This is a genomic window from Vibrio sp. 10N.237.312.B06 (assembly GCF_041464685.1).
Classification (GTDB): Bacteria; Pseudomonadota; Gammaproteobacteria; order Enterobacterales; family Vibrionaceae; genus Vibrio; species Vibrio tasmaniensis_A.
In genome coordinates this window covers 35,569-57,129 of record NZ_JBFSPI010000002.1, presented here as the reverse complement: position 1 = coordinate 57,129, position 21,561 = coordinate 35,569, and the positions used below count along the sequence as shown (strand labels likewise).

At 45.0% G+C, this 21,561-nt stretch carries 16 protein-coding genes; 7 read left to right on the top strand and 9 right to left on the bottom strand.

Translation table 11 applies throughout. The annotated features are described in order from the left end of the window. Positions 1–26: 26 nt before the first annotated feature. From glnK to hrpB, 6 genes are all read right to left on the bottom strand, one after another. Complete coding sequence (glnK, locus tag AB6C75_RS00890) at positions 27–365, bottom strand: P-II family nitrogen regulator (RefSeq protein WP_004738200.1); 339 nt, start codon at positions 363–365, stop codon at positions 27–29. A gap of 226 nt (positions 366–591) precedes the next feature. After that, on the bottom strand, positions 592–960 hold the full coding sequence (locus AB6C75_RS00885; RefSeq protein ID WP_029223087.1) for a YacL family protein: 369 nt from the start codon (positions 958–960) through the stop codon (positions 592–594). Between the two features lie 267 nt (positions 961–1,227). Continuing rightward, positions 1,228–3,816, bottom strand: a complete 2,589-nt coding sequence (gene acnB, locus AB6C75_RS00880; protein WP_029223086.1) for a bifunctional aconitate hydratase 2/2-methylisocitrate dehydratase — start codon at positions 3,814–3,816, stop codon at positions 1,228–1,230. 272 nt (positions 3,817–4,088) lie between these two features. Further along, positions 4,089–6,428 (bottom strand): patatin-like phospholipase family protein, encoded by a 2,340-nt coding sequence (locus tag AB6C75_RS00875; RefSeq protein ID WP_372106435.1) that lies wholly within the window; start codon positions 6,426–6,428, stop codon positions 4,089–4,091. 38 nt (positions 6,429–6,466) lie between these two features. Then, on the bottom strand, positions 6,467–8,866 hold the full coding sequence (mrcB, locus tag AB6C75_RS00870) for a penicillin-binding protein 1B (protein WP_017103851.1): 2,400 nt from the start codon (positions 8,864–8,866) through the stop codon (positions 6,467–6,469). Beyond that, positions 8,863–11,301 carry an ATP-dependent helicase HrpB gene (hrpB, locus tag AB6C75_RS00865; protein ID WP_269335786.1) on the bottom strand — a complete coding sequence of 813 codons (2,439 nt, stop codon included), beginning with the start codon at positions 11,299–11,301 and terminating at the stop codon, positions 8,863–8,865. Before hrpB ends, mrcB begins: the two co-directional genes overlap by 4 nt. A gap of 94 nt (positions 11,302–11,395) precedes the next feature. On the opposite strand from hrpB, the gene sfsA reads away from it, so the two are divergent. From sfsA to panC, 7 genes are all read left to right on the top strand, one after another. Continuing rightward, a complete protein-coding gene (gene sfsA / locus AB6C75_RS00860) occupies positions 11,396–12,154 on the top strand; it encodes a DNA/RNA nuclease SfsA (protein ID WP_017097331.1) in 759 nt (252 codons plus the stop codon). A gap of 135 nt (positions 12,155–12,289) precedes the next feature. Then, positions 12,290–12,736 carry an RNA polymerase-binding protein DksA gene (dksA, locus tag AB6C75_RS00855; RefSeq protein ID WP_009847581.1) on the top strand — a complete coding sequence of 149 codons (447 nt, stop codon included), beginning with the start codon at positions 12,290–12,292 and terminating at the stop codon, positions 12,734–12,736. 148 nt (positions 12,737–12,884) lie between these two features. Beyond that, positions 12,885–13,787, top strand: a complete 903-nt coding sequence (gene gluQRS / locus AB6C75_RS00850) for a tRNA glutamyl-Q(34) synthetase GluQRS (RefSeq protein ID WP_372106432.1) — start codon at positions 12,885–12,887, stop codon at positions 13,785–13,787. A 156-nt stretch (positions 13,788–13,943) separates the two neighbouring features. Then, positions 13,944–15,299: a polynucleotide adenylyltransferase PcnB gene (pcnB, locus tag AB6C75_RS00845; RefSeq protein WP_372106431.1), complete on the top strand. Its 1,356-nt coding sequence runs from the start codon at positions 13,944–13,946 to the stop codon at positions 15,297–15,299. After that, a complete protein-coding gene (gene folK, locus AB6C75_RS00840) occupies positions 15,296–15,781 on the top strand; it encodes a 2-amino-4-hydroxy-6-hydroxymethyldihydropteridine diphosphokinase (protein ID WP_009847584.1) in 486 nt (161 codons plus the stop codon). The genes pcnB and folK overlap by 4 nt, the downstream gene beginning before the upstream one ends. A 22-nt stretch (positions 15,782–15,803) precedes the next feature. Then, the gene (panB, locus tag AB6C75_RS00835; RefSeq protein WP_009847585.1) at positions 15,804–16,598 is read left to right on the top strand and encodes a 3-methyl-2-oxobutanoate hydroxymethyltransferase; all 795 of its coding nucleotides are present in this window, start codon (positions 15,804–15,806) and stop codon (positions 16,596–16,598) included. 8 nt (positions 16,599–16,606) lie between these two features. Next, positions 16,607–17,497, top strand: coding sequence for a pantoate--beta-alanine ligase (gene panC / locus AB6C75_RS00830; protein WP_122045977.1), 891 nt, complete (start codon positions 16,607–16,609; stop codon positions 17,495–17,497). A gap of 152 nt (positions 17,498–17,649) precedes the next feature. On the opposite strand, the gene AB6C75_RS00825 is transcribed toward panC, so the two are convergent. The 3 genes from AB6C75_RS00825 to AB6C75_RS00815 all read right to left on the bottom strand — a co-directional run bounded on the left by AB6C75_RS00825 (position 17,650) and on the right by AB6C75_RS00815 (position 21,293). Further along, the gene (locus tag AB6C75_RS00825) at positions 17,650–18,420 is read right to left on the bottom strand and encodes an ABC transporter permease (RefSeq protein ID WP_009847587.1); all 771 of its coding nucleotides are present in this window, start codon (positions 18,418–18,420) and stop codon (positions 17,650–17,652) included. Position 18,421: 1 nt separating this feature from the next. Next, complete coding sequence (locus tag AB6C75_RS00820; protein ID WP_372106428.1) at positions 18,422–19,339, bottom strand: ABC transporter ATP-binding protein; 918 nt, start codon at positions 19,337–19,339, stop codon at positions 18,422–18,424. A gap of 322 nt (positions 19,340–19,661) precedes the next feature. After that, positions 19,662–21,293, bottom strand: coding sequence for a SulP family inorganic anion transporter (locus AB6C75_RS00815; protein ID WP_372106476.1), 1,632 nt, complete (start codon positions 21,291–21,293; stop codon positions 19,662–19,664). Positions 21,294–21,561: the final 268 nt, after the last annotated feature.

The window sequence follows — 21,561 nt, the reverse complement described above, 5'->3', positions numbered from 1 at the left end:
TTAAAGTCTCCAGTCCTTGTAATTCTTTAAAGTGCTTCAGCATCCATTTCACCAGTACGAATTCGTACGGCTTGGCTTAGGTCATACACAAAAATTTTGCCATCGCCGATTTTTCCGGTGTGCGCCGCTTGGCTAATCGCTTCAACAACTCGGTCAACATTTTCAGCTTGGGTTGCAATCTCTAGCTTTACCTTGGGTAGGAAGTCCACCTGGTACTCTGCACCACGATACAATTCAGTGTGCCCCTTCTGACGACCAAAGCCTTTCACTTCAGAAACCGTCATACCTTCAATACCCACATCAGAGAGCGCTTCGCGTACATCGTCTAATTTGAATGGCTTTACAATGGCATTTATTAATTTCATATTCTTTCCTTAAATTCTTCACTTAATCCGTTAATACTCTTATTACAATCCAAGTAGCGTGCCATAAATTTAAGTTGTTGATTTTAAATAAAATAGAAACAATACCGTTTTAGAAACGAAAAAGGCCGCACCAATGTGGTGCGGCCTTTTCACTATCTTAATGCGTTGCACTGTCGTTGCTCTAGTTTTGGGCAACGAAACTTTCACGATGCAAAATCATTAGCAACTAGTAACCTAAAAAATCAATCCAACGTTCAATGAGCAACTCGAAATCGTCAATTCCGCAGCTTGCTTCGCTTTCACAATTATAGAAATCGAACTCACTGCCCTCTTCCATCTCTTGTTCGTGCCCTAGCACATTTTCTTGAATCGTTACGTCGTCTTCATTGATCGCTAGGCTGATCTCTTTGCCTAGTAGCGTCACTTCATTGCTCAGATCTTGTCGAGATTGCTCAATCAACGCCATCACATGATCCAATTTCTGCTTATCTTTCCCGATCTCTTCTTGAAGCCAGCGGCCAACAATTTCATGACCCATGCTGCACTTTACATAGTACTCGCCCATTAAAGTGTTTCGTGTAAATTCAAATTCCATAAAGGCTCCGCGCACTAATGACAGATAGGGTAAAAAATGAGGCGAGAGTATATAGCGAAGTCATCAAGAGATCGAGTCGCTCGTAAACTAACATTCAGACATAAAAAAACGCCTACCGAAGTAGACGCTCTATCATTTGGGTTCCTCTAAATAGTTGGAGTTGCAGCTAGGCGACAAGTACGTTCATCCCTATGAGCATAGAAGCTCTATGTAATTAGGGTGAACGTACGCAGTCAACAACGCTGCAGCTGCAAATAGAACGAGGAACTAAGCTGGTTCTTGGAAGATAACCGTGTCTGCTTTGTCCGTGTACTGACCCATTTTATGGAAGTTCAGGTAACGGTAAGTATCGGCAGCGGTTGCATTGATCTTCTCAGCGTACGCTAAGTACTCTTCTTTAGTTGGGATACGACCAAGAATCGCACCAACTGCAGAAAGCTCCGCAGAAGCTAGATAAACGTTCGCACCATTACCCAAACGGTTCGGGAAGTTACGAGTAGACGTCGACATTACTGTCGAAGCGTCAGCAACACGCGCTTGGTTACCCATACATAATGAACAACCCGGAGTTTCAATACGAACCCCAGCACGACCGAAGATGCCGTAGTAGCCTTCTTCTGTCAGTTGGTCTTTATCCATCTTAGTTGGCGGAGCAACCCATAGGCGAGTATTCAAAGAGCCATTAAACTCTTCTAGCATCTTACCTGCAGCACGGAAGTGACCGATGTTGGTCATACAAGAACCGATGAACACTTCTTGAATCTCAGTGCCTTGAACGTCAGAAAGAAGACGAGCATCATCTGGATCGTTTGGCGCACATAGGATTGGTTGATCGATGTCAGCAAGATCAATCTCGATAACGTGCGCGTATTCCGCATCTGAATCAGCAGATAGCAACTCAGGGTTCGCTAACCACTCTTCCATTGCCGTGATACGACGCTCAATCGTACGAACATCACCATAACCTTCAGCAATCATCCACTTAAGCATAACGATATTCGAGTTCAGGTACTCATCGATAGACTCTTGAGACAGCTTAACCGTACAGCCCGCTGCAGAGCGCTCAGCAGATGCATCTGAAAGTTCAAATGCTTGCTCAACAGATAGGTGCTCAACACCTTCAATTTCTAGTACACGACCAGAGAACTCATTGATCTTTCCTGCTTTCTCTACCGTTAGTAGACCTTGCTTGATACCGTAAAGCGGAATTGCATGTACTAGGTCACGTAGTGTGATACCCGGTTGCATTTCGCCTTTAAAGCGAACCAAGATAGATTCAGGCATATCAAGAGGCATAACGCCTGTTGCCGCAGCAAATGCTACCAAACCAGAACCAGCAGGGAATGAAATACCTAGAGGGAAACGAGTATGCGAGTCACCACCTGTACCTACAGTATCAGGAAGAAGCATACGGTTTAACCATGAGTGGATAACACCATCACCCGGACGAAGTGAAACACCTGCACGGTTCATGATGAAATCAGGCAGTGTATGGTGAGTGTTTACATCAACTGGTTTCGGGTATGCAGATGTGTGACAGAAAGACTGCATCACAAGATCCGCAGAGAAGCCAAGACAAGCCAGATCTTTCAGCTCATCACGCGTCATAGGACCCGTAGTATCTTGAGAACCCACTGTCGTCATTTTAGGTTCGCAGTACTGACCCGCACGCACACCTTCAACGCCACACGCTTTACCTACCATCTTCTGAGCTAATGTGTAGCCTTTATCAGAAGCAGAAGGATCGATTGGTTTAGCAAACAGATCGGTTTCAGCTAGGCCTAGAGCATCACGAGCACGACCCGTTAGGCCACGACCAATGATCAGTGGAATACGGCCACCAGCACGCACTTCATCAAGAAGTACTTTGCTTAGCTCAAAGTTTGAAATCACAGAACCGTTCTTGTGAACAACACCTTCGTACGGGTAGATATCAATGACATCGCCCATGTTCATGTCTTGTACGTTCAGTTCAATGGGTAGTGCGCCTGAATCTTCCATTGTGTTGTAGAAGATTGGTGCAATTTTACCACCCAGACAAACACCGCCAGTACGCTTGTTTGGTACGAATGGGATATCTTCACCCATAAACCAAAGTACTGAGTTTGTTGCCGATTTACGTGAAGAACCTGTACCAACAACATCACCAACGTAAGCCAGTGGAATGCCGTCTTTTTGCATTTCTTCAATTTGATTGATTGGACCAACGCTACCCTGTTCATCAGGAGTAATGCCATCACGTTCCATCTTCAGCATCGCTTTCGCGTGCACTGGGATATCAGGACGTGACCATGCATCAGGCGCTGGTGATAAGTCATCAGTGTTAGTTTCACCGGTAACTTTAAATACTTTAACGGTGATCTTTTCCGCTACTTTGTTTTTCGCTGTAAACCATTCAGCATCAGCCCAAGATTGAAGTACTTGTTGTGCTGAAGCATTACCTGCTTTCGCTTTATCTTCTACATCGTAAAACGCATCGAACATCAGTAGAGTATGAGACAGGGCTTTAACTGCGATTGGAGCAAGCTCAGCATCGTCTAACAGAGACACTAGAGACTCGATGTTGTAACCACCTTGCATAGTACCAAGCAGTTGTGCAGCTTTTGCTTTGCTTACTAGTGGAGAAGCTACTTCACCTTTAGTGATAGCCGTAAGGAAGCCAGCTTTTACGTAAGCAGCTTCATCTACACCCGGTGGAATGCGATTTTCTAGTAGGTCAAGAATGATTTCTTCTTCACCTTGAGGTGGATTCTTTAGAAGTTCAACTAGGCCAGCGACTTGCTCAGCATCTAGTGGTCTTGGGACAACTCCCTCGGCAGCACGTTCTTCGACGTGTTTACGGTAGGCTTCAAGCACGACTTTTTTCCTCTCATTGCGGTTCACTTCTTACCTTCATAATTATTAGTAAAATAAAGAAGCGAACATCCTTGGAAACTTGGCTCTCCATTGCCATTTTTGTCATTCAATTTGTATTGATGAGCGGCATCATAGAGGCCAAACTGTGGGCGGTAGAATAGCAAATTTAACGTTAAATTAAAATCTTATCATTTTGACCAACATAGCAAGTTAAGACGAAAGTCCCACTATTTTTGCCTATTTACGCAGTTAAACGGTGACTCTACGCATGATTATTTGTAGGAAGTACCGACAATCAGATACACCGAATCAAAGTTATCTTCGGTTCGACCATAAGCTAATATGATCGGCCCGATGGGTGAGTCGACACCCGCAAAAACAGAGCCTGCAGTATACATTGGAGCTTCATCCAGTTTTAAGTCATTGTTCGACCAAACACCACCATGTTCAATAGAGGCACCCACGTAGAACGGTGATTCAAAGAGGCCGAAGTCATTTTCAAACCACTTATAACGGTAGATCAAACTGGTGTAAGCTAAGTTCTGACCGATCAAACTATTTCTTGGAATACCGGATAGATTGAGGAACCCTCCTAACTCTTTCGGATCAATCGGAAAGACTGAGTTTTTACTTTCTACGATGCCGTAATCAACCTTTGCTACTAAAGTATGCTTTTCAATGCTTTGTGCTGCCATAAAATTGGCCGAAAGTTCAAAGACTGTATCACTCTCAGAAGAGAAATCTGAACCACCATTAGAGCTCTCATTCTCAAAATCGTCATGAGAGATAAGGTATTCTAAATCGACAAAATAACCTTCGGTAGGAAGACTGAAGTTATCCAAAGTATCCAATCTATAACTGGCAAAGGCACCAATACGTTTATAGCCACCACTTCCTAGTGAAGGTAATGATGCCACCTCAATACTGCCATCGGTATAACGTGCACCAAATTTCAGCTCTTGCCACAATGTCGGTTGATAGCCCAATGCAAATTCACTCAGATACTCTTGATAAGACATTGGTAAGTAGTCTTTGGTTGCATCCAGTGTAGGTTCTCCAATCTCGCCGATTCCTGCTGGCAGGTTTCGATTCTGGTTGCTGTAAGCAATAGACACAGATGTGAACAACTTTTGACTCGAAAAGAATGGTGAGAAGAGTTCCGCCTCAATGCGTTTGTCCGTTCCCATCTCGATATTAGTTCTTAGCTCTGCACCATGCTTATTAATATCGGTAAAGTTGGCAGAGACACCGAGCGAGTACTGGCTGGTTGTAGAGAAATCATCTTCAAGAAAGAATCGAAAATTGAGGTAGTTTGGACCCCAAGATTTTTCGTTCACATCGACCAGCAGTTGATCCTCACCATCAACATTTTCAAATTCATAAGTAACCAACTCGAACCGATCTAAGGCATAAAGATCTTTCACTTTAGATTCGATTTCACTGGTTTTAATAACCTGACCAGAATCGAGGTTTAAACGATTTTCGATTAACTTATCTGAATAGTGGGTGTTGTTGTTAATAATAACTCTATCAACGACAGTCTGGTCGCCATGTTTTAGCTGCTTTCGAGCTTGCTGTTTCTGATCAATATACTTTTGATAGTCTGCGTTAGAGAGCGCCAACTTAGAAAGCTGCTCCGTATACTGCCTTGTTGCTTCGTATCCAGCATGATAAGCCGTCGGCATTTTATCGAACTCGGTGGTCTCCATTTGCCCAACATCAGGACGTAGGAAAAAATCATCGTCTGTTAACGTCGCGGCTTGCTCTTGAGTGCTGCGTTGAACAAGGTAATTAGAGAGTTGGTCTGCTGCGGCTAAAAAGTTAGTGAAGTCTTCTTTGCTTTTGTAGTTAGTACTGATATCAATCGCAATAACTATGTCAGCACCCATCGCTCTAGCAACATCAACAGGCATGTTATTGGTGACACCACCATCGACCAACATTCGCCCATCAACTTCATAAGGAGGAAGTGCTCCAGGTACTGACATACTCGCCATCATCGCATCAACAAGGTGACCATGATCGATCACGACTTCTTCAAGGTCGATAATATCGGTTGCGACAGAGCGATATGGAATAGCGAGGCTGTCGAAAGAATCGAGGGGAGATAAATTACCAGTGGTCTCGCGCAGAATACGCAACATATTCTGACCTTGAACCACACCTTTTCTGGCTTTGATTTCGCCCCAACCTAAACCGAGATCGGTATTCAGTTGATAACGGTCTTCATATTCTTTGTCTCGCACACGGCGATCACTACGGTTAACGCGATCGCGATAACCACGATTCCAATCAACCGTATAAATAAAGCTCTCGATCTCATCAGCGCTCATCCCTGTCGCATAAAGACCACCAACGTATGCACCCATGCTGGTACCGGTAATGTAATCAACCGGAATTTGCATCTCTTCTAGGGCTTTAAGCACACCGATGTGAGCTGCACCTTTTGCCCCACCACCAGCAAGAACGACAGCAACGGTTGGCCTTTTATGAGCTTGTTTAAGTTCAACATGTTCTGATGAATCAACCTGTGCTGCAGTAGCGGCAAACAGTTGAAAACTGATCACAGTACCGACAATACCCAAGCTACTCACTAACCAACGAGAAATCATTATCTAAACTATCCTTGTCATTCTTTTCTGTTATGACTTTACCACTGAAAAAGCTTCTTTAGCCACTGTTTTGGTTGACTTTCACAGCCCTTTTTAATGCTGCCACTTTCATCCCAGACCGGCAATTTGACTGTACCACCACAGTCAAACTCTAACGCCCCTTCAGAAGTTCGAGTAAAGCTAGCGGTCGCAATTCCTGTTGGCCAAGGCAGTAATAGTTGTTCAGGCGTTCTTTGCTTCAGATAATCGGCATAGACACGCAACGCACCGCTAGAACCGGTTAGTTTAGTCGGTTTATTATCATCTCGGCCTAACCAAATCGTCGTGACTTCACGACCATCAACACCAACAAACCAACTGTCTCGACTGTCATTACTTGTGCCCGTTTTACCAGCTAACCCAGCCCATGCAAACTGACCTTGTAAGAAACGACCTGTACCTTCCGATACACCCCGCTTCATCGCATAGGTTGTTAACCAAGCTGCCTGCTGGTCAACGCTTTGCGATACACGAGGAATCGATTGATACAGAACTTCGCCATCATTATCAACAACAGAACGAAGTGCAGACAAAGGCGCAATGCGACCAGAGTTGGTAATGGTTTGGTACATCTGAGCAACTTGGAACGGAGTCAGTGAGAACGAACCCAAAAACATCGACGGTACTGGGCGAATCTCATTTTTATCGACACCCAGCTTACCAATGGTGTCCGAGACGCTATCAATGCCTAACTGCATGCCTAAACGAACGGTAGGTACGTTATAAGACTTAGAAAGCGCCACATACAAGGGCACATCGCCACGGAACTTACGATCGAAGTTTCTTGGGCTCCATACGCTGCCCTTACTGCCTTTCAAGCTCAGTGGGGTGTCCTTCAATGTTGTCGCCAACGTATACTTCTGAGGTTGTTCCAATGCGGTTAAGTAGATGGCAGGCTTAACCAAAGAACCAATAGGGCGACTCGCATTCAAAGCACGGTTAAAACCATCGTAACCGGTACGTTTACCGCCGACCATCGCTCGAATTTCACCAGTATTGCGATCCACGGCAATAGCTGCGGCTTCCAGTTTGTTACCTGCCGTTTTCGATAAATCAGGCACTTTACGAGCAATCGACTTTTCTAACTTGTCTTGGGAAACGGGATCCAGAGAGGTAAAGACTCGAATCCCTTTTTTCGCTTCAAATCGATCGCCTACATACTTCTTAAGCTCAATGTTTACTTGCTGGAAGTAAGCTGGCTGACGACTAGCAATACGTGGGTTGTCTTGAATATCCAAATCACGACTCGCCGCTTCTTCGTATTGTCGCGGAGTTAATATGTCTTGCTGCATCAATAAGCGAAGAACCAGATCGCGTCGAGTCTTAGCACGCTCAGGGTAACGAACCGGATTGTAATACGACGGTCCTTTCACCATACCCACCAGCAATGCTAGTTGATCGATGCGGAGCTCTTGAATAGGTTGACCGAAATACAAACGAGACGCTAAACCGAAGCCATGAATCGCTTGCCCACCATTTTGCCCAAGGTAAACCTCGTTTAAGTAAGCCTCTAGAATACGGTCTTTGCTGTAACGATGGTCCAAGATAAGCGCAATGTAGGCTTCACGAACCTTACGCCACAATGTACGCTCACTGGACAGGAATAGGTTTTTTGCCAACTGTTGTGTCAGCGTGCTACCGCCCTGTACCGTTCGCCCAGCTTTGACGTTAACGACCATTGCACGAGCGATTGCTAATGGCGATACCCCATCGTGTTGATAGAAGCTTCGGTCTTCAGTTGCTAATAAGGCATCAACCATCACTTCTGGGAACTGATTACGTTTTAAGAACAGGCGTTGCTCATCGTTACTTTTTTCAAGCATACCGAGCATTTTCGGTTCAACACGTAGATAGCCCATGTCGCCTTTCTTCTCTAGCGACTGTATACGAGTTAACTCGTTACCGTTGAAATGCAGCATCACATGACGATCCGCTTCCGGTCCATCGACAAACTCGAACGGACGACGAATCATTTCAATCTTGGTTGAAGAAGAAGAGTACTCACCTGGGTGACGAGGAGAATTCACTTTACGGTAATTAAGTACATCCAGTTCATTCTTAACCTGTACCAAACTCACCGCAGTCCCCGGAGACAGATCCAACACACGAGCATAAACAACGGTTGGCAGATCAAAAAGCTGACCTTCAAAACGCTGCTTAACCACTGAATCCAGATAAATACCGACGAACAACAGCAATGCGGCAAGTGCTAAGCCAGCTTTCCAAGAAATGCCCCACAGAATCTTCAACCAACCTCTCTTACCAGACGGCTTAGCCTTAGGTTTAGTCTTTTTCGCTGCTGCTCTTGGCTTTCTAGGCTTACCTTTCGTCGCTGGTGACTTCTTTGCTGGCGCTTTTTTAGGTGGTGCCTTTTTTGGCGTTAACATTTTGGTCATCATCGGTTCAACTGTCGTTTAGTTTTAGTGGTTGCTACATGATTAGCAGGGTCATCCGGCCAAGGATGTTTTGGGTAACGGCCTTTCATCTCTTTTTGTACTTCTTTGTACGCGCCAGCCCAAAAGCCGGCTAAATCCTGAGTAATTTGCAGTGGTCGTTGCGCAGGAGAAAGCAACTCAAGCACCACCTTTTTACGCCCTTGGGCAATCAAGGGTGAATCTTGCTCACCAAAGACTTCCTGCATTCGAACAGAGATCATTGGCTCAGATTGATATTGGTATCGAATCGACTTCTTACTGCCCGTTGGCATCAGGTAATTAGTCGGTAGCCATTGATCTATTTCTTTATTCAGAGGCCAGCCAAGATAAGCCGACAGTGCTTGTTCAATCGATACATTCGACAGCCCTTTGGCTGACTTAATACCATTCAGATAGGGTGATAGCCACTCATCAAGATGCTCAATCAAACTCGCGTCATCCATCGCTGGCCAATCATGCTCTGGCATCCAAAGCTGTGCGCAGCGTACACGCTCAACGAGCTGTTTAGCTGAAGACGTCCAATGTAAACGCTCCAGTCCGCAGCGAGCGATATAATTCAGTAGCGCTTGGCTCGCCTGATTCGCATCGGGTTCTGGTAAAGCTTTGGTGCTGATAATCAACTTCCCCAAAGACACTCGCTGCTCTGCCACTAAGCGACCACGTTTCTCATCCCAATCGGCGTAATCGGAACACAAAAACAGTTTTGGAAATTCAACTTCTAGCTGCGCAATATCAACCGCGGTAGCTAAGAAAACTTGACTGGCTCGCCCTGTGCTGCGCATCAAATCAATCACGACGATATAGTCATTATTCGCCAATGGATCATCATCACGAACTTCAGCACCGTGACCATTCGCCAGAAGAAAAGCACTGCTGCTCGCACTTCTCGCTTGTGCAATTCGGTCTGGGAATGCAAAACAAAGCACTAATGGTAGCAATGATTCGTCAACTTGTGACAAATCTAAGTGATGATTGAGTTTGCTGGCGAGACTTTTCGCTCGCTGCATCACCACGCTATTTTTTGAGTGTTTTCTTTGCTTCAGTCGATGCAACGAATGCTGAATATCCGTCACATTGCGCTCTGGCTCTTCAAGTAAAGCGGCAGCAACAATCGCGACATTCAACAAGGCTGGACTGTTTTGCTGAGCTTTGATCAGCATACTAGCGATACGCGGCTCAATGCCTAGGCGCTGGGCTTGCTTACCGAGCGGAGTGAACTGCCCATTAGCGTCTAACAGTTCCAGGTTTTGTAAGAGTTGCTTACCTTGTTCTGTTGAAGCTTTTGGTGGAACGTCTAACCATTGCAGTTCATCAGCACTCGCAGCGCCCCATTGCGTCAATTCAGACACCAACGAAGACAAATCAGAATGAAGAATTTCAGGTTCTGGTACAGCAGGTTGCTGCATAAGCTGAGTTTCGCTGTACAAGCGAACACATAAGCCTTCTTCGATTCGCCCAGCACGACCCGCTCTTTGCTCAGCAGAAGACTGCGAAATTTTCACTTGTTCAAGCTTGGTAATACCGGTTTTCAAATCAAACTTTGCAACTCGTTCTAACCCCGAATCAACCACTAAACGAATCCCCTCAATCGTCAAAGAAGTTTCCGCAATGTTAGTGGCTATTACCACTTTTCGACGCCCTTTCACCGATGGCGCGATCGCTCTCTGCTGCTGTTCAAAACTCAATTGGCCATACAACGGACACACGTCAATATCACTGACAAGTTGCCCAAGTTGTGATTCCACTTGTTTTATCGCCGAGACACCCGGTAAGAAAGCCAAAAGTGAACCCGATTCTTTCTCCATCAGAGAACGAATCACGTTGGCCATCTTAGGTGCTAAATATTCATTCGAGCCTAATGGCTGATAGCGGAAGTCGACAGGGAAAGTTCGGCCTTGCGATTCAACATACTTGGCATCAGGTAACAAAGATTGCAGAGCGTGTTGATCTAAGGTTGCCGACATCACCACCACTTTTAGATCGTCACGCAGCGCATCTTGGATCTCCAAGCTAAACGCCAATGCAGTATCTGCGTGAATGCTGCGTTCATGAAATTCATCAAAGATCACCATATCAACCCCAGTCAATTCAGGGTCGGTTTGGATCATTCTCGTCATGATCCCTTCAGTCACGATTTCCAAGCGAGTCGCACTACTGGTTTTAGATTCACCACGAACCCTAAAACCTATGCTCTCTCCCACTTTCTCTCCTAGTTGGCTCGCTAAGTAAGTAGCAATATTCCTTGCAGCCAAACGCCTTGGTTCAAGCATAATGATTTTGCCTTGAACGGCATTAGTTTTAACCAACTGTAAAGGGAAGAATGTTGACTTACCGGCACCGGGAGCGGCCTTTAGAATAAGTTGAGTGTGTGTTTGTACGCCAGCGAGCAGATCTGGCATCACAGCTTCTATGGGCAGTTGTGGCAATGGGTGAACCTTGTGGTGTAATGTTGGCAACATTGTACATAAAAACCTACCTCTCTAAATAAGTAATATGCACTTCAATCCTCCATTAGAGCCAGCGACTCTTATTAAACGCTATAAACGCTTTCTCACTGACATCCAACTTCCAGACGGCAGCGAGCGTACTATCCACTGCGCTAACACCGGAGCGATGACAGGATGTGCGACTCCTGGCAATACGGTGTGGTACTCAACGTCAGACAATGCAAAAAGAAAGTACCCAAACAGCTGGGAGATCTCAGAAACAGACAAAGGTCACCGTATTTGTGTAAATACTGCGCGGGCAAACCAGCTAGCGGTGGAAGCAATTGAAAATGGGACTATAGTTGAACTCTTAGGTTATAACGCGTTACGAACCGAAGTGAAATATGGCAGTGAGAATAGTCGCATTGATATTCTGCTTGAAGATAACGAAAAGCCGCCTTGCTATATCGAAGTAAAAAGCGTCACTTTGCTCGACGAACAAGTGTCAACTAAGCGACAAATATCAACTAAACAACAAGCGTCGACCGAAGGACAAGGTTTTTTCCCTGATGCAGTGACAACTAGAGGCCAAAAACATCTGCGAGAACTCACAGAAATGGTCGAATCTGGAAGTAGAGCCGTACTTTTATTCACTGTTTTACATTCAGGCATTGAAAAAGTGTCTGCGGCACACCATATAGACGCCAAATATTCGTTATTACTAAAACAAGCACAAGACGCTGGAGTTGAAGTGCTTTGCTATAAAGCAGAGCTCAGCAGTACTCAAATACAACTAAAACAAGCCGTTGAATTTATCAATAGCTAAGCAAAAATGCTGAACTATTCACATTGATTGCAAGTTTTAACAAGAGTATTTGCCACCATTCGTTCTTTCTGCTATAGATACCCGCCTTAAAATTAGCTGCTTTGCAGTTGACTAGGTGTAAATAGGAGATGCTGTATGCCAGAATCTAAGAAAAAAGCGCTAGGCATCCTAGCCATCGCAGGTGTTGAACCGTACCAAGCAAAGACAGGTGAAGAGTACATGTCACCTGAGCAAACGGAACATTTTACAAAAATTTTATCAGCTTGGCGCAACCAGCTCAGGGAAGAAGTTGATCGTACTGTGCACCACATGCAGGACGAAGCAGCGAATTTTCCAGATCCTGTTGACCGAGCTTCTCAAGAAGAAGAATTCAGCCTAGAGTTACGTAACCGTGACCGTGAGCGCCGTCTTATCAAGAAAATTGAGAAGACACTAGATAAGATCGAAGAAGACGATTTCGGCTTCTGCGACTCTTGCGGTGTCGAGATTGGTATTCGTCGTCTTGAAGCTCGTCCAACTGCTGACCTTTGTATTGACTGTAAAACACTTGCAGAGATCAAAGAGAAACAGATGCAAGGTTAATTCTTGCGGATGTAAAGAAAGGGAGCTTTGGCTCCCTTTTTTGTTTGTTTTAAAAAGTGGTTTATATCGTTGTTGATAGCGATAAACTAATCACCAAACGTCTTAAGAATCGGCTACTGCGGTACCATCAAGATTAGGTTTCTCACTCATGAATTATATCGGACGCTTTGCACCATCACCGTCAGGTCCTCTTCATTTTGGCTCACTGGTTGCTGCTCTTGGTAGCTACTTTCAAGCGAAATCTAACCAAGGACAATGGTTAGTTCGTATGGAAGACCTCGATCCGCCAAGAGAAATGGCTGGCGCTGCAGACCTCATTCTTAAGACGCTTGAGGCTTACCACCTGTATTGGGACGGTGAAGTCGTTTATCAAAGCCAGCGTCATGACCTATATCAAGCTCAAATTGATCAATGGGTCACTGACAATCAGGCCTACTACTGTCAATGTACCCGTAAGCAAATAAAGTCCTTGGGTGGGTTTTATAGTGGCCACTGCCGGGACAAAGGTTTGGTTGATTCAGGCGAACAGGCGGTGCGCTTGTGTATGGACTTTCCCATCGAGTCCTTTGACGATGTTCGTCACGGCACGATTCAAATTCCCAAAGCATTGGCTGAAGAAGATTTTATTATCAAACGCAGAGATGGGTTGTTTGCCTATAACTTGGCAGTTGTCCTTGATGACATCGAACAAGGGGTAACAGAAGTCGTTAGAGGGGCAGATCTGATAGAACCAACAGGTCGACAAATCAGCTTGTATAAAACACTCAAACAAAAAACCGTCAGTTACTTGCACTTACCATTGGCAACCGATGGCTTGGGGAATAAACTGTCAAAACAGAATCATGCCACCGCGATAGATCTCGACAACCCAAAACCGACGTTAATCAATGCGATGCGATTCTTAGGTTTTGATATCCCGAATGCTCTTTTCGAAGCGTCAATGGATGAAGTTTTATTGTGGGGCTGCCAGCAATGGAACGTCACTCAGTTACCTGATAGTTTACAAAAAGAGCACAGTAATGAGTTCGAAACTAACGGCAAATCGCAATAACGATACATAAAAATACCCTAACAAATACCTGCGACTAAGCAGACGATGTTCTCAAATGGCTCGCGCTAAGCTATTATTAGCCGCAATTAAACTCTGCACTACCACTTTGGACTAAGAGAAAAACAAAGCTGGCGATACCTACTTTGTTATAAACTAATGAATACAAACGACAATACCCCAAGCGAACAACGCGGATTCCACGAATTAGCTCTGAATATTTATACTCGTCAAGAGCACAATATTTCACGCAAGCAGATCAGCGACAATGCACTTAAAGTGTTATATCGCCTGAATGGTGCGGGTTTTGACGCATTTCTAGTCGGTGGTGGTGTACGCGACATCTTATTAGGCTCTCAGCCAAAAGATTTTGATATCGCGACCAACGCAACGCCAGAGCAAATCAAGCACCTATTCAGAAACTGTCGCCTTATCGGTCGACGTTTTCGCTTGGCACATATCATGTTTGGTCGTGACATCATTGAAGTAGCAACTTTCCGTGGTCACCACCAAGAGCCATCGAAAAACGTTTCTGCGCAATCTGAAGAAGGTATGTTGCTACGCGATAACGTGTACGGCAATGTTGATGAAGATGCAGAACGTCGTGACTTCACAATCAATGCGATGTACTACAACATTGCAGACTACAGCATCCACGATTACGCGGGTGGGGTAGAAGATTTAGAAGATAAGCTGATCCGCCTGATTGGCGACCCAGAAACGCGTTACCGCGAAGACCCAGTACGCATGCTACGCGCAATGCGCTTCGCCGCTAAACTGGATTTTGATATTGAGGAAGATACAGCCGACCCAATTGAAGAGTTGGCACATCTTCTAAAAGATATCCCAGCAGCGCGCCTTTACGAAGAGTCTCTAAAATTACTGCAATCAGGTCACGGTTTAGAAACCTACCACTTGATGCGTGAGTACAACCTGTTCCAGCAGATATTCCCTTCCGTAGCGGAACACTTCACAGAAGGCTACGACTCACATACCGAGCAGATGCTTGATTTGGTACTCGACTCGACTGACCTTCGCATCGAAGATGGCAAGCGAGTAAACCCCGCGTTTATGTTTGCTGCAATGCTTTGGTACCCAATGAACAAGTTGGCAGATAAGCTTGTCGCTGAACAGGGTATGGCGCACTACGATGCGATCATGGAAGCAAGCAACATCATTCTTGATCGACAAGTAAAATCAATTGCGATTCCTCGTCGCCATACCGCAACCATTCGCGAAGTTTGGCAACTGCAACTACGACTGCCTCGCCGCAACGGTAAACGTGCCGTTCGCCTGATGGAACTCAACAAGTTCCGTGCTGGCTACGATTTCCTAGAAATGCGTGGCGAAATTGAAGGTGGCGAAACCAAAGAACTAGCAAAATGGTGGGAGCGTTATCAGACAGCAGGACGCAATATGCGTCAAGCGATGGCTAATGACGTAGCAGCACCATCAAAGTCGGGTCATCGCCGCCGTAAGACTTACAGGAACAAAAAGAGTAAGCAATCAGAATGATAACGGCTTACATTGCGGTCGGCAGTAATCTTGCCGACCCCGTTAGCCAAGCAAACTTGGCGATCGAAACGCTAAAGAATCTTCCGCGAACAACGTTTGTTGCGACCTCACAGCTATATAGTAGCACTCCAATGGGGCCGCAAAACCAACCCGACTACATCAACGCGGTAGTAGCAATTAAAACAGAATTAACGCCAATTGAACTGCTTGATTGCACTCAAAAGATCGAGCAAGAACAAGGGCGCGTCCGTAAAGACGAGCGTTGGGGTCCAAGAACCTTGGATCTCGATATCGTGTTATACGGCAATGAGGTGATCGATTCAGAGCGCTTAACCGTTCCTCATTACGGAATGAAAGAAAGAGAGTTTGTGCTCTACCCGCTTGCTGAAATCGCACCAAGTTTACAACTCCCTGATGGGACTGAGCTGACAGAACTACTAAAAATAGTAGATAAGAACGGGCTCAATGTTTGGCAGCAATAGCCAAGCGCATTAAGGAAAATCAATGAAAAAAGTAACCATTAACGACCTAATCAAGTGCAAACAAGAAGGCCGTAAATTCGCGACGTCGACAGCTTATGATGCGAGCTTTGCTCAATTATTCGAAAGCCAAGATATGCCAGTTCTACTTGTCGGTGACTCACTTGGCATGGTTCTACAAGGTCGTAACGATACATTACCAGTAACCGTTGAAGATATTGCTTACCATACTCGCTCAGTACGTGCCGGTAGCCCAAACTGTCTTCTTATGGCTGACATGCCATTCATGAGTTACGCCACACCAGAGCAAGCCTGTGAGAACGCAGCAACCTTAATGCGCGCTGGTGCGAACATGGTGAAAATCGAAGGCGGAAGCTGGTTGATTGAAACTGTGAAGATGCTAACAGAACGTGCTGTACCAGTATGTGCACACTTAGGCTTAACGCCTCAATCGGTAAACATTTTTGGTGGTTACAAAGTTCAAGGCCGTGACAACGAGCAAGCCGATAAAATGGTTGCTGATGCGCTAGCACTACAAAATGCAGGTGCTCAAATCGTTCTTCTTGAATGTGTACCAGCTTCATTAGCAAAAAGAATTACAGAAGCTTGTGACGTACCAGTTATCGGTATCGGCGCAGGTAATGTTACTGATGGTCAGATCTTGGTTATGCATGACATGTTCGGTATTTCTGCGAACTACATGCCGAAATTCTCTAAGAATTTCCTAGCTGAAACAGGTGATATGCGTAAAGCCGTTGCTCTATACAAAGAAGAAGTAGAGAGCGCACGTTTCCCTGATGATGCTCATACAATCGCTTAGGAGTAACTATGCAAACTTTTGCTGAAATAGCGGCTCTTCGTGAGCAGATTAAACAGTTTAAGCGTGATGGACGTACGGTTGCTTTTGTCCCAACAATGGGAAACCTACATGAAGGTCACCTAACTCTGGTCAAGAAAGCTCGTGAACTGGCTGACATTGTTGTTGTAAGCATTTTTGTTAACCCAATGCAGTTTGATCGCGCCGACGACCTAAATAACTACCCTCGTACGTTAGAAGCCGATTTAAACAAACTAACAGGCGAAGGTGTTGAGTTAGTCTTTACGCCAACACCAGAGGTTATGTACCCAGATGGATTGGACAAACAGACGTTTGTTGAAGTCCCGGGTATATCTCATATGCTTGAAGGTGCCTCTCGCCCAGGTCACTTCCGCGGTGTATCAACAATTGTCACGAAACTGTTTAATATCGTTCAGCCAGACTTTGCATGCTTCGGTGAGAAAGATTTCCAACAACTTGCTGTGATTCGCCAGATGACAACTGACTTAGCGCTAGACATTGAGATTGTGGGCGTAGCGACTGTTCGTGAAATGGATGGTTTAGCAATGAGCTCTCGCAATAGCAACCTAACGATTGACGAACGTCAGCGAGCTCCAGTTCTAGCGCGCACTATGCGTTGGATCAGCAGTGCTATTCGTGGTGGTCGTGATGATTACGCGTCTGTCATTGAAGATGCAACAGACCAACTGCGCGCAGCAGACCTGCAACCGGATGAAATATTCATTTGTGATGTGAAAACGTTACAAGCAATCACTTCAGAATCGACTCAAGCAGTGATTCTAATGTCGGCTTTCCTAGGTAAGACTCGTCTTATCGACAACCAAGTTTTAGATTTGGTCTCGGAAACGAAAGAAGAAGTGAAAGAAGAAACTGCTGAGTAATCGCTTTCTTCTCTTTACGTAAACCAGGTTCTACCGCAAAGCACAAATGAAAAACATAAAAAAGGTCGATGTAATATCGACCTTTTTCTTTGCCTGCGATTCAGGATAATTAATAGTTCCTGGATAACTAATAGCTCCTGGATAACCAAAAGTTAACTACGTAAGCCGATCCCCTTTGTAACTAAGTAATGTGCAATGCCATACAGCACGACAATAAACACACCTAGTACGCCAAACGACGTCACAATACCCACATCAGACACACCCAAAAAGCCATATCTGAACGCGTTTACCATATACACGATAGGGTTCAACTTCGATACACCTTGCCAGAATTCAGGCAATAGACTGATCGAGTAGAAAACACCACCGAGATACGTCAGCGGCGTTAAAATGAAGGTTGGGATAATAGAAATATCATCAAACGTACGTGCGAATACCGCGTTGATCAAACCACCCAGAGCAAACACAACCGACGTGAGAAATACCGTCGCAATGATCACGCCCCAGTGGTCGACTTGAAGGTCAACAAAGAACAGCGATACAAAGGTGACGATAGTGCCCACTAACAAGCCACGCACCACGCCGCCCATTACGAAGCCGGCGATAATCACGTAGTTAGGAACAGGCGCTACAAGCAGCTCTTCAATGTTCTTCTGGAATTTGGCACTAAAGAACGATGAAGCAACGTTGGAATATGAGTTGGTGATCACCGACATCATGATCAGACCGGGCACAATGTATTCCATGTAGCTAAAGCCGTTCATTTCACCAATACGCGCACCAATCAGGTTACCGAAGATGATGAAGTAAAGCGTCATGGTAATCGCTGGCGGTACCAGAGTTTGCACCCAGATACGCGTGAAGCGATTGATCTCTTTGGTCAACAAGCTGCAGAAAGCGGTCCAATATAGGCTGTACATATTATTTATTCCCCTCACGGACGATACTCACAAATAGCTCTTCTAGGCGGTTTGCTTTGTTACGCATAGAGAGAACTTTTACCGGCTGCTCACTCAATTGATCAAAGATGGTATTCAAACCTCGATTCTTGTCGATTTCGATTTCTAGCGAGCCATTAACCATCACTTGGCTATTCACACCTTCAAGTTTAGGTTCAGTCGCCCCCTCTTCAAGATCAAGAATAAAGGTCTCGGCACTCAACTTACCCAACAGCGACTTCATTGTGGTGTTCTCAATCAACTCACCACGATTGATGATACCAATGTTACGACACAGCATTTCCGCTTCTTCTAGATAGTGCGTAGTCAAAATAATGGTGATGCCCTGCTTCTCGTTGATCTCCTTGAGGAATTCCCACATTGAACGACGCAATTCAATATCAACACCCGCCGTTGGTTCATCAAGAATCAACAAATGAGGCTCATGCATCAGTGCACGCGCGATCATCAAACGACGCTTCATACCACCAGATAAGTTACGCGCACGTTCGCCACGCTTTTCCCACAAATCGAGCTGAGATAAGTACTTTTTAGCGCGTTCTTTAGCAAGAGCTTTCGGTACACCGTAGTAACCGGCTTGTTGTAGCACGATCTGCTCAACCGTTTCGAACGGGTTAAAGTTAAACTCTTGCGGGACTAAACCTAAGTTCAACTTCGCTAGCTCCAGATCGGTATCAATGTCGTAGCCAAACACTTTCACCTTGCCTGACGTTTTATTAACCAGTGAAGAGATAACACCAATGGTGGTGGATTTACCCGCACCATTTGGGCCAAGTAGTGCGTAAAAGTCGCCTTTTTCTACTTGTAAACTCACGCCCTTAAGAGCCTCAAAGCCCCCTGCATAAGTTTTTCTTAGTTGCTCAATTTCTAATGCATACATAGAGATAGACTGCCATTTGCTATAGATAAGATGTTGATGGCCGAATTTGAGGAAGAGAGTAATGCTTAATACGAGCTAGCAGAAAACTAACTCAAACTTGTTTACTCGGCCATTTTGCAAACAAGTTTATCGTTGATTAACGATTAATACAAATACCGAGTGAGGCTTTCTTTCGAAAGCGAACAAGAATATTAGGTACGTAAAGAGCAATTCAGTGTTCAGTAAACATAAAAAATGCCGTTAAGTTATTAACTTAACGGCATTAATCACCAATACTATATTTGCCGTCTATAACTGATTCATGTGAAATTATTGCTGAAGATTAAACCGAGTCAAATTGATGTTCATCTCTATCAACATAGCTTGTTGCAGCTGTCAGGGCTTCATATCTGAATCGATAAGTATTGGATTCAGGTACAAGGTCAATCACATGGAATTTTTCTAATTGCTGACGAGTATTCTCATTAGGACACAATAAGTACACTTCACACTGCGCATCTAGGGCATCTTTAATCGCATTTTCTAGCGCTAAGCCAACGGTAACATCAATCATAGGCACATCAGTTAGGTCTAAGATCATCGCTTCATAATCAGAAATGCTCGAGTGTTGACGTGAGATCGCTTTTGAAACACTGAATATCATCGGCCCAGAAAGGTAGAAGAACAGCACTTTACCATTGGCACTATCCAGTAACTGACGTTCACTGTCAGTCAATGGGATATCGTCTTCATCATCGCCATCACTGATCGCCTTAACTTGTCTAGCTTGCTCTCGACTCAGCCTTTCAATGATCAGAATGTTTGAGATAAAAACGCCCAGCCCGACCGCAATAATTAGATCAACGAATACGGTTAATAACATCACACCGTACATGACACCCATGCCGGCATAACTCACCTTGTGTGCGCGCTGAATAAAACTCCAATCAAGGATGTTGAAACCGACATACATCGCGATACCAGCCAACACAGCCATAGGGATCGGTTCTGTTAAGCCTCCCGCAACCAATACCACTAGCGCAAGCACCAAAGCACGAATAACACCAGAAAGCGGAGAACGAGCCCCTACCTGAATGTTGGTCACGGTGCCCATGGTTGCGCCCGCACCGGGTAGCGCACCAAACAGACCAGAAATCATATTCGCAATGCCTTGGCCACGAAGTTCTTTGTCTGAATCATGCTCTTTACGAGTCAATGAATCTCCGATAACCGCAGTCAAAAGCGTATCAATACAACCAAGAGTACCTAGCACCAAAGCATCGATCACCATTGTGGTGAATTGCTCAGAACTGATAGTCGGAATAACAAGAGAAGGTAAGCCTGCGGGAATTTCACCAATACGGCGAATAGAGTCGGTATCAAAGATAATAACGGATAAGAGCGTTACAGCCACTAAAGCGACCAATTGAGCGGGCACATACTTACGATATTTAGCTGGAAAACCGAAAAGGATACCAAGCGTTAATCCCCCTAAAAACAGCTCGCTGACTTTCAGATTAGCTAGCGTATCAGGAAGTGCCGAAAGTGTGCCCATCACTCCGCCAGAAGGGGCTGCGTGCCCTAGCAAAGGAGAAAGTTGCAGAATGACAAGAATCACGCCGATACCGGACATAAAGCCAGATATCACGCTATATGGCATCAAAGTGACGTACTTTCCTAGCTTTAATGTACCGAGTAATATCTGAAAAGCACCCGCCATCATTACCACGGTAAAGGTCATTGCCATCCCGGTTTCAGGGTACTTGGCCACCATGCTGGTCATTACTGCCGTCATGATCACTGTCATCGGCCCGGTAGGCTCTGATATCAAGCTGCTTGAGCCACCAAACAATGCCGCAAATAGGCCCACCATGATGGCGCCCCAAAGGCCAGCTTCCGCGCCCGCACCAGAAGCGACACCAAATGCCAACGCTAAAGGCAATGAGATGATGGCTGTAGTTACACCGCCAAACATATCTCCTTTGAGATTGATATCCGTAAAACGACTTCCAAACAAAACACACCTTCCTGATGATGAAATGACAAACCTTATCACTTTAACAAATGTATCAACGGTTCAGAAAGTGTTAATTTAATCACACTATTCGTCTCTTATATTCGGATTATGCCTTTTACGCTAAGTTAATGATTTTAACGACTAGTACACGTCAGATGAGTACTATTTGACACAGTTTTTACAAGATTGAATTTGTAACATTGTGTATAGTTAGAGTTCTTAATTA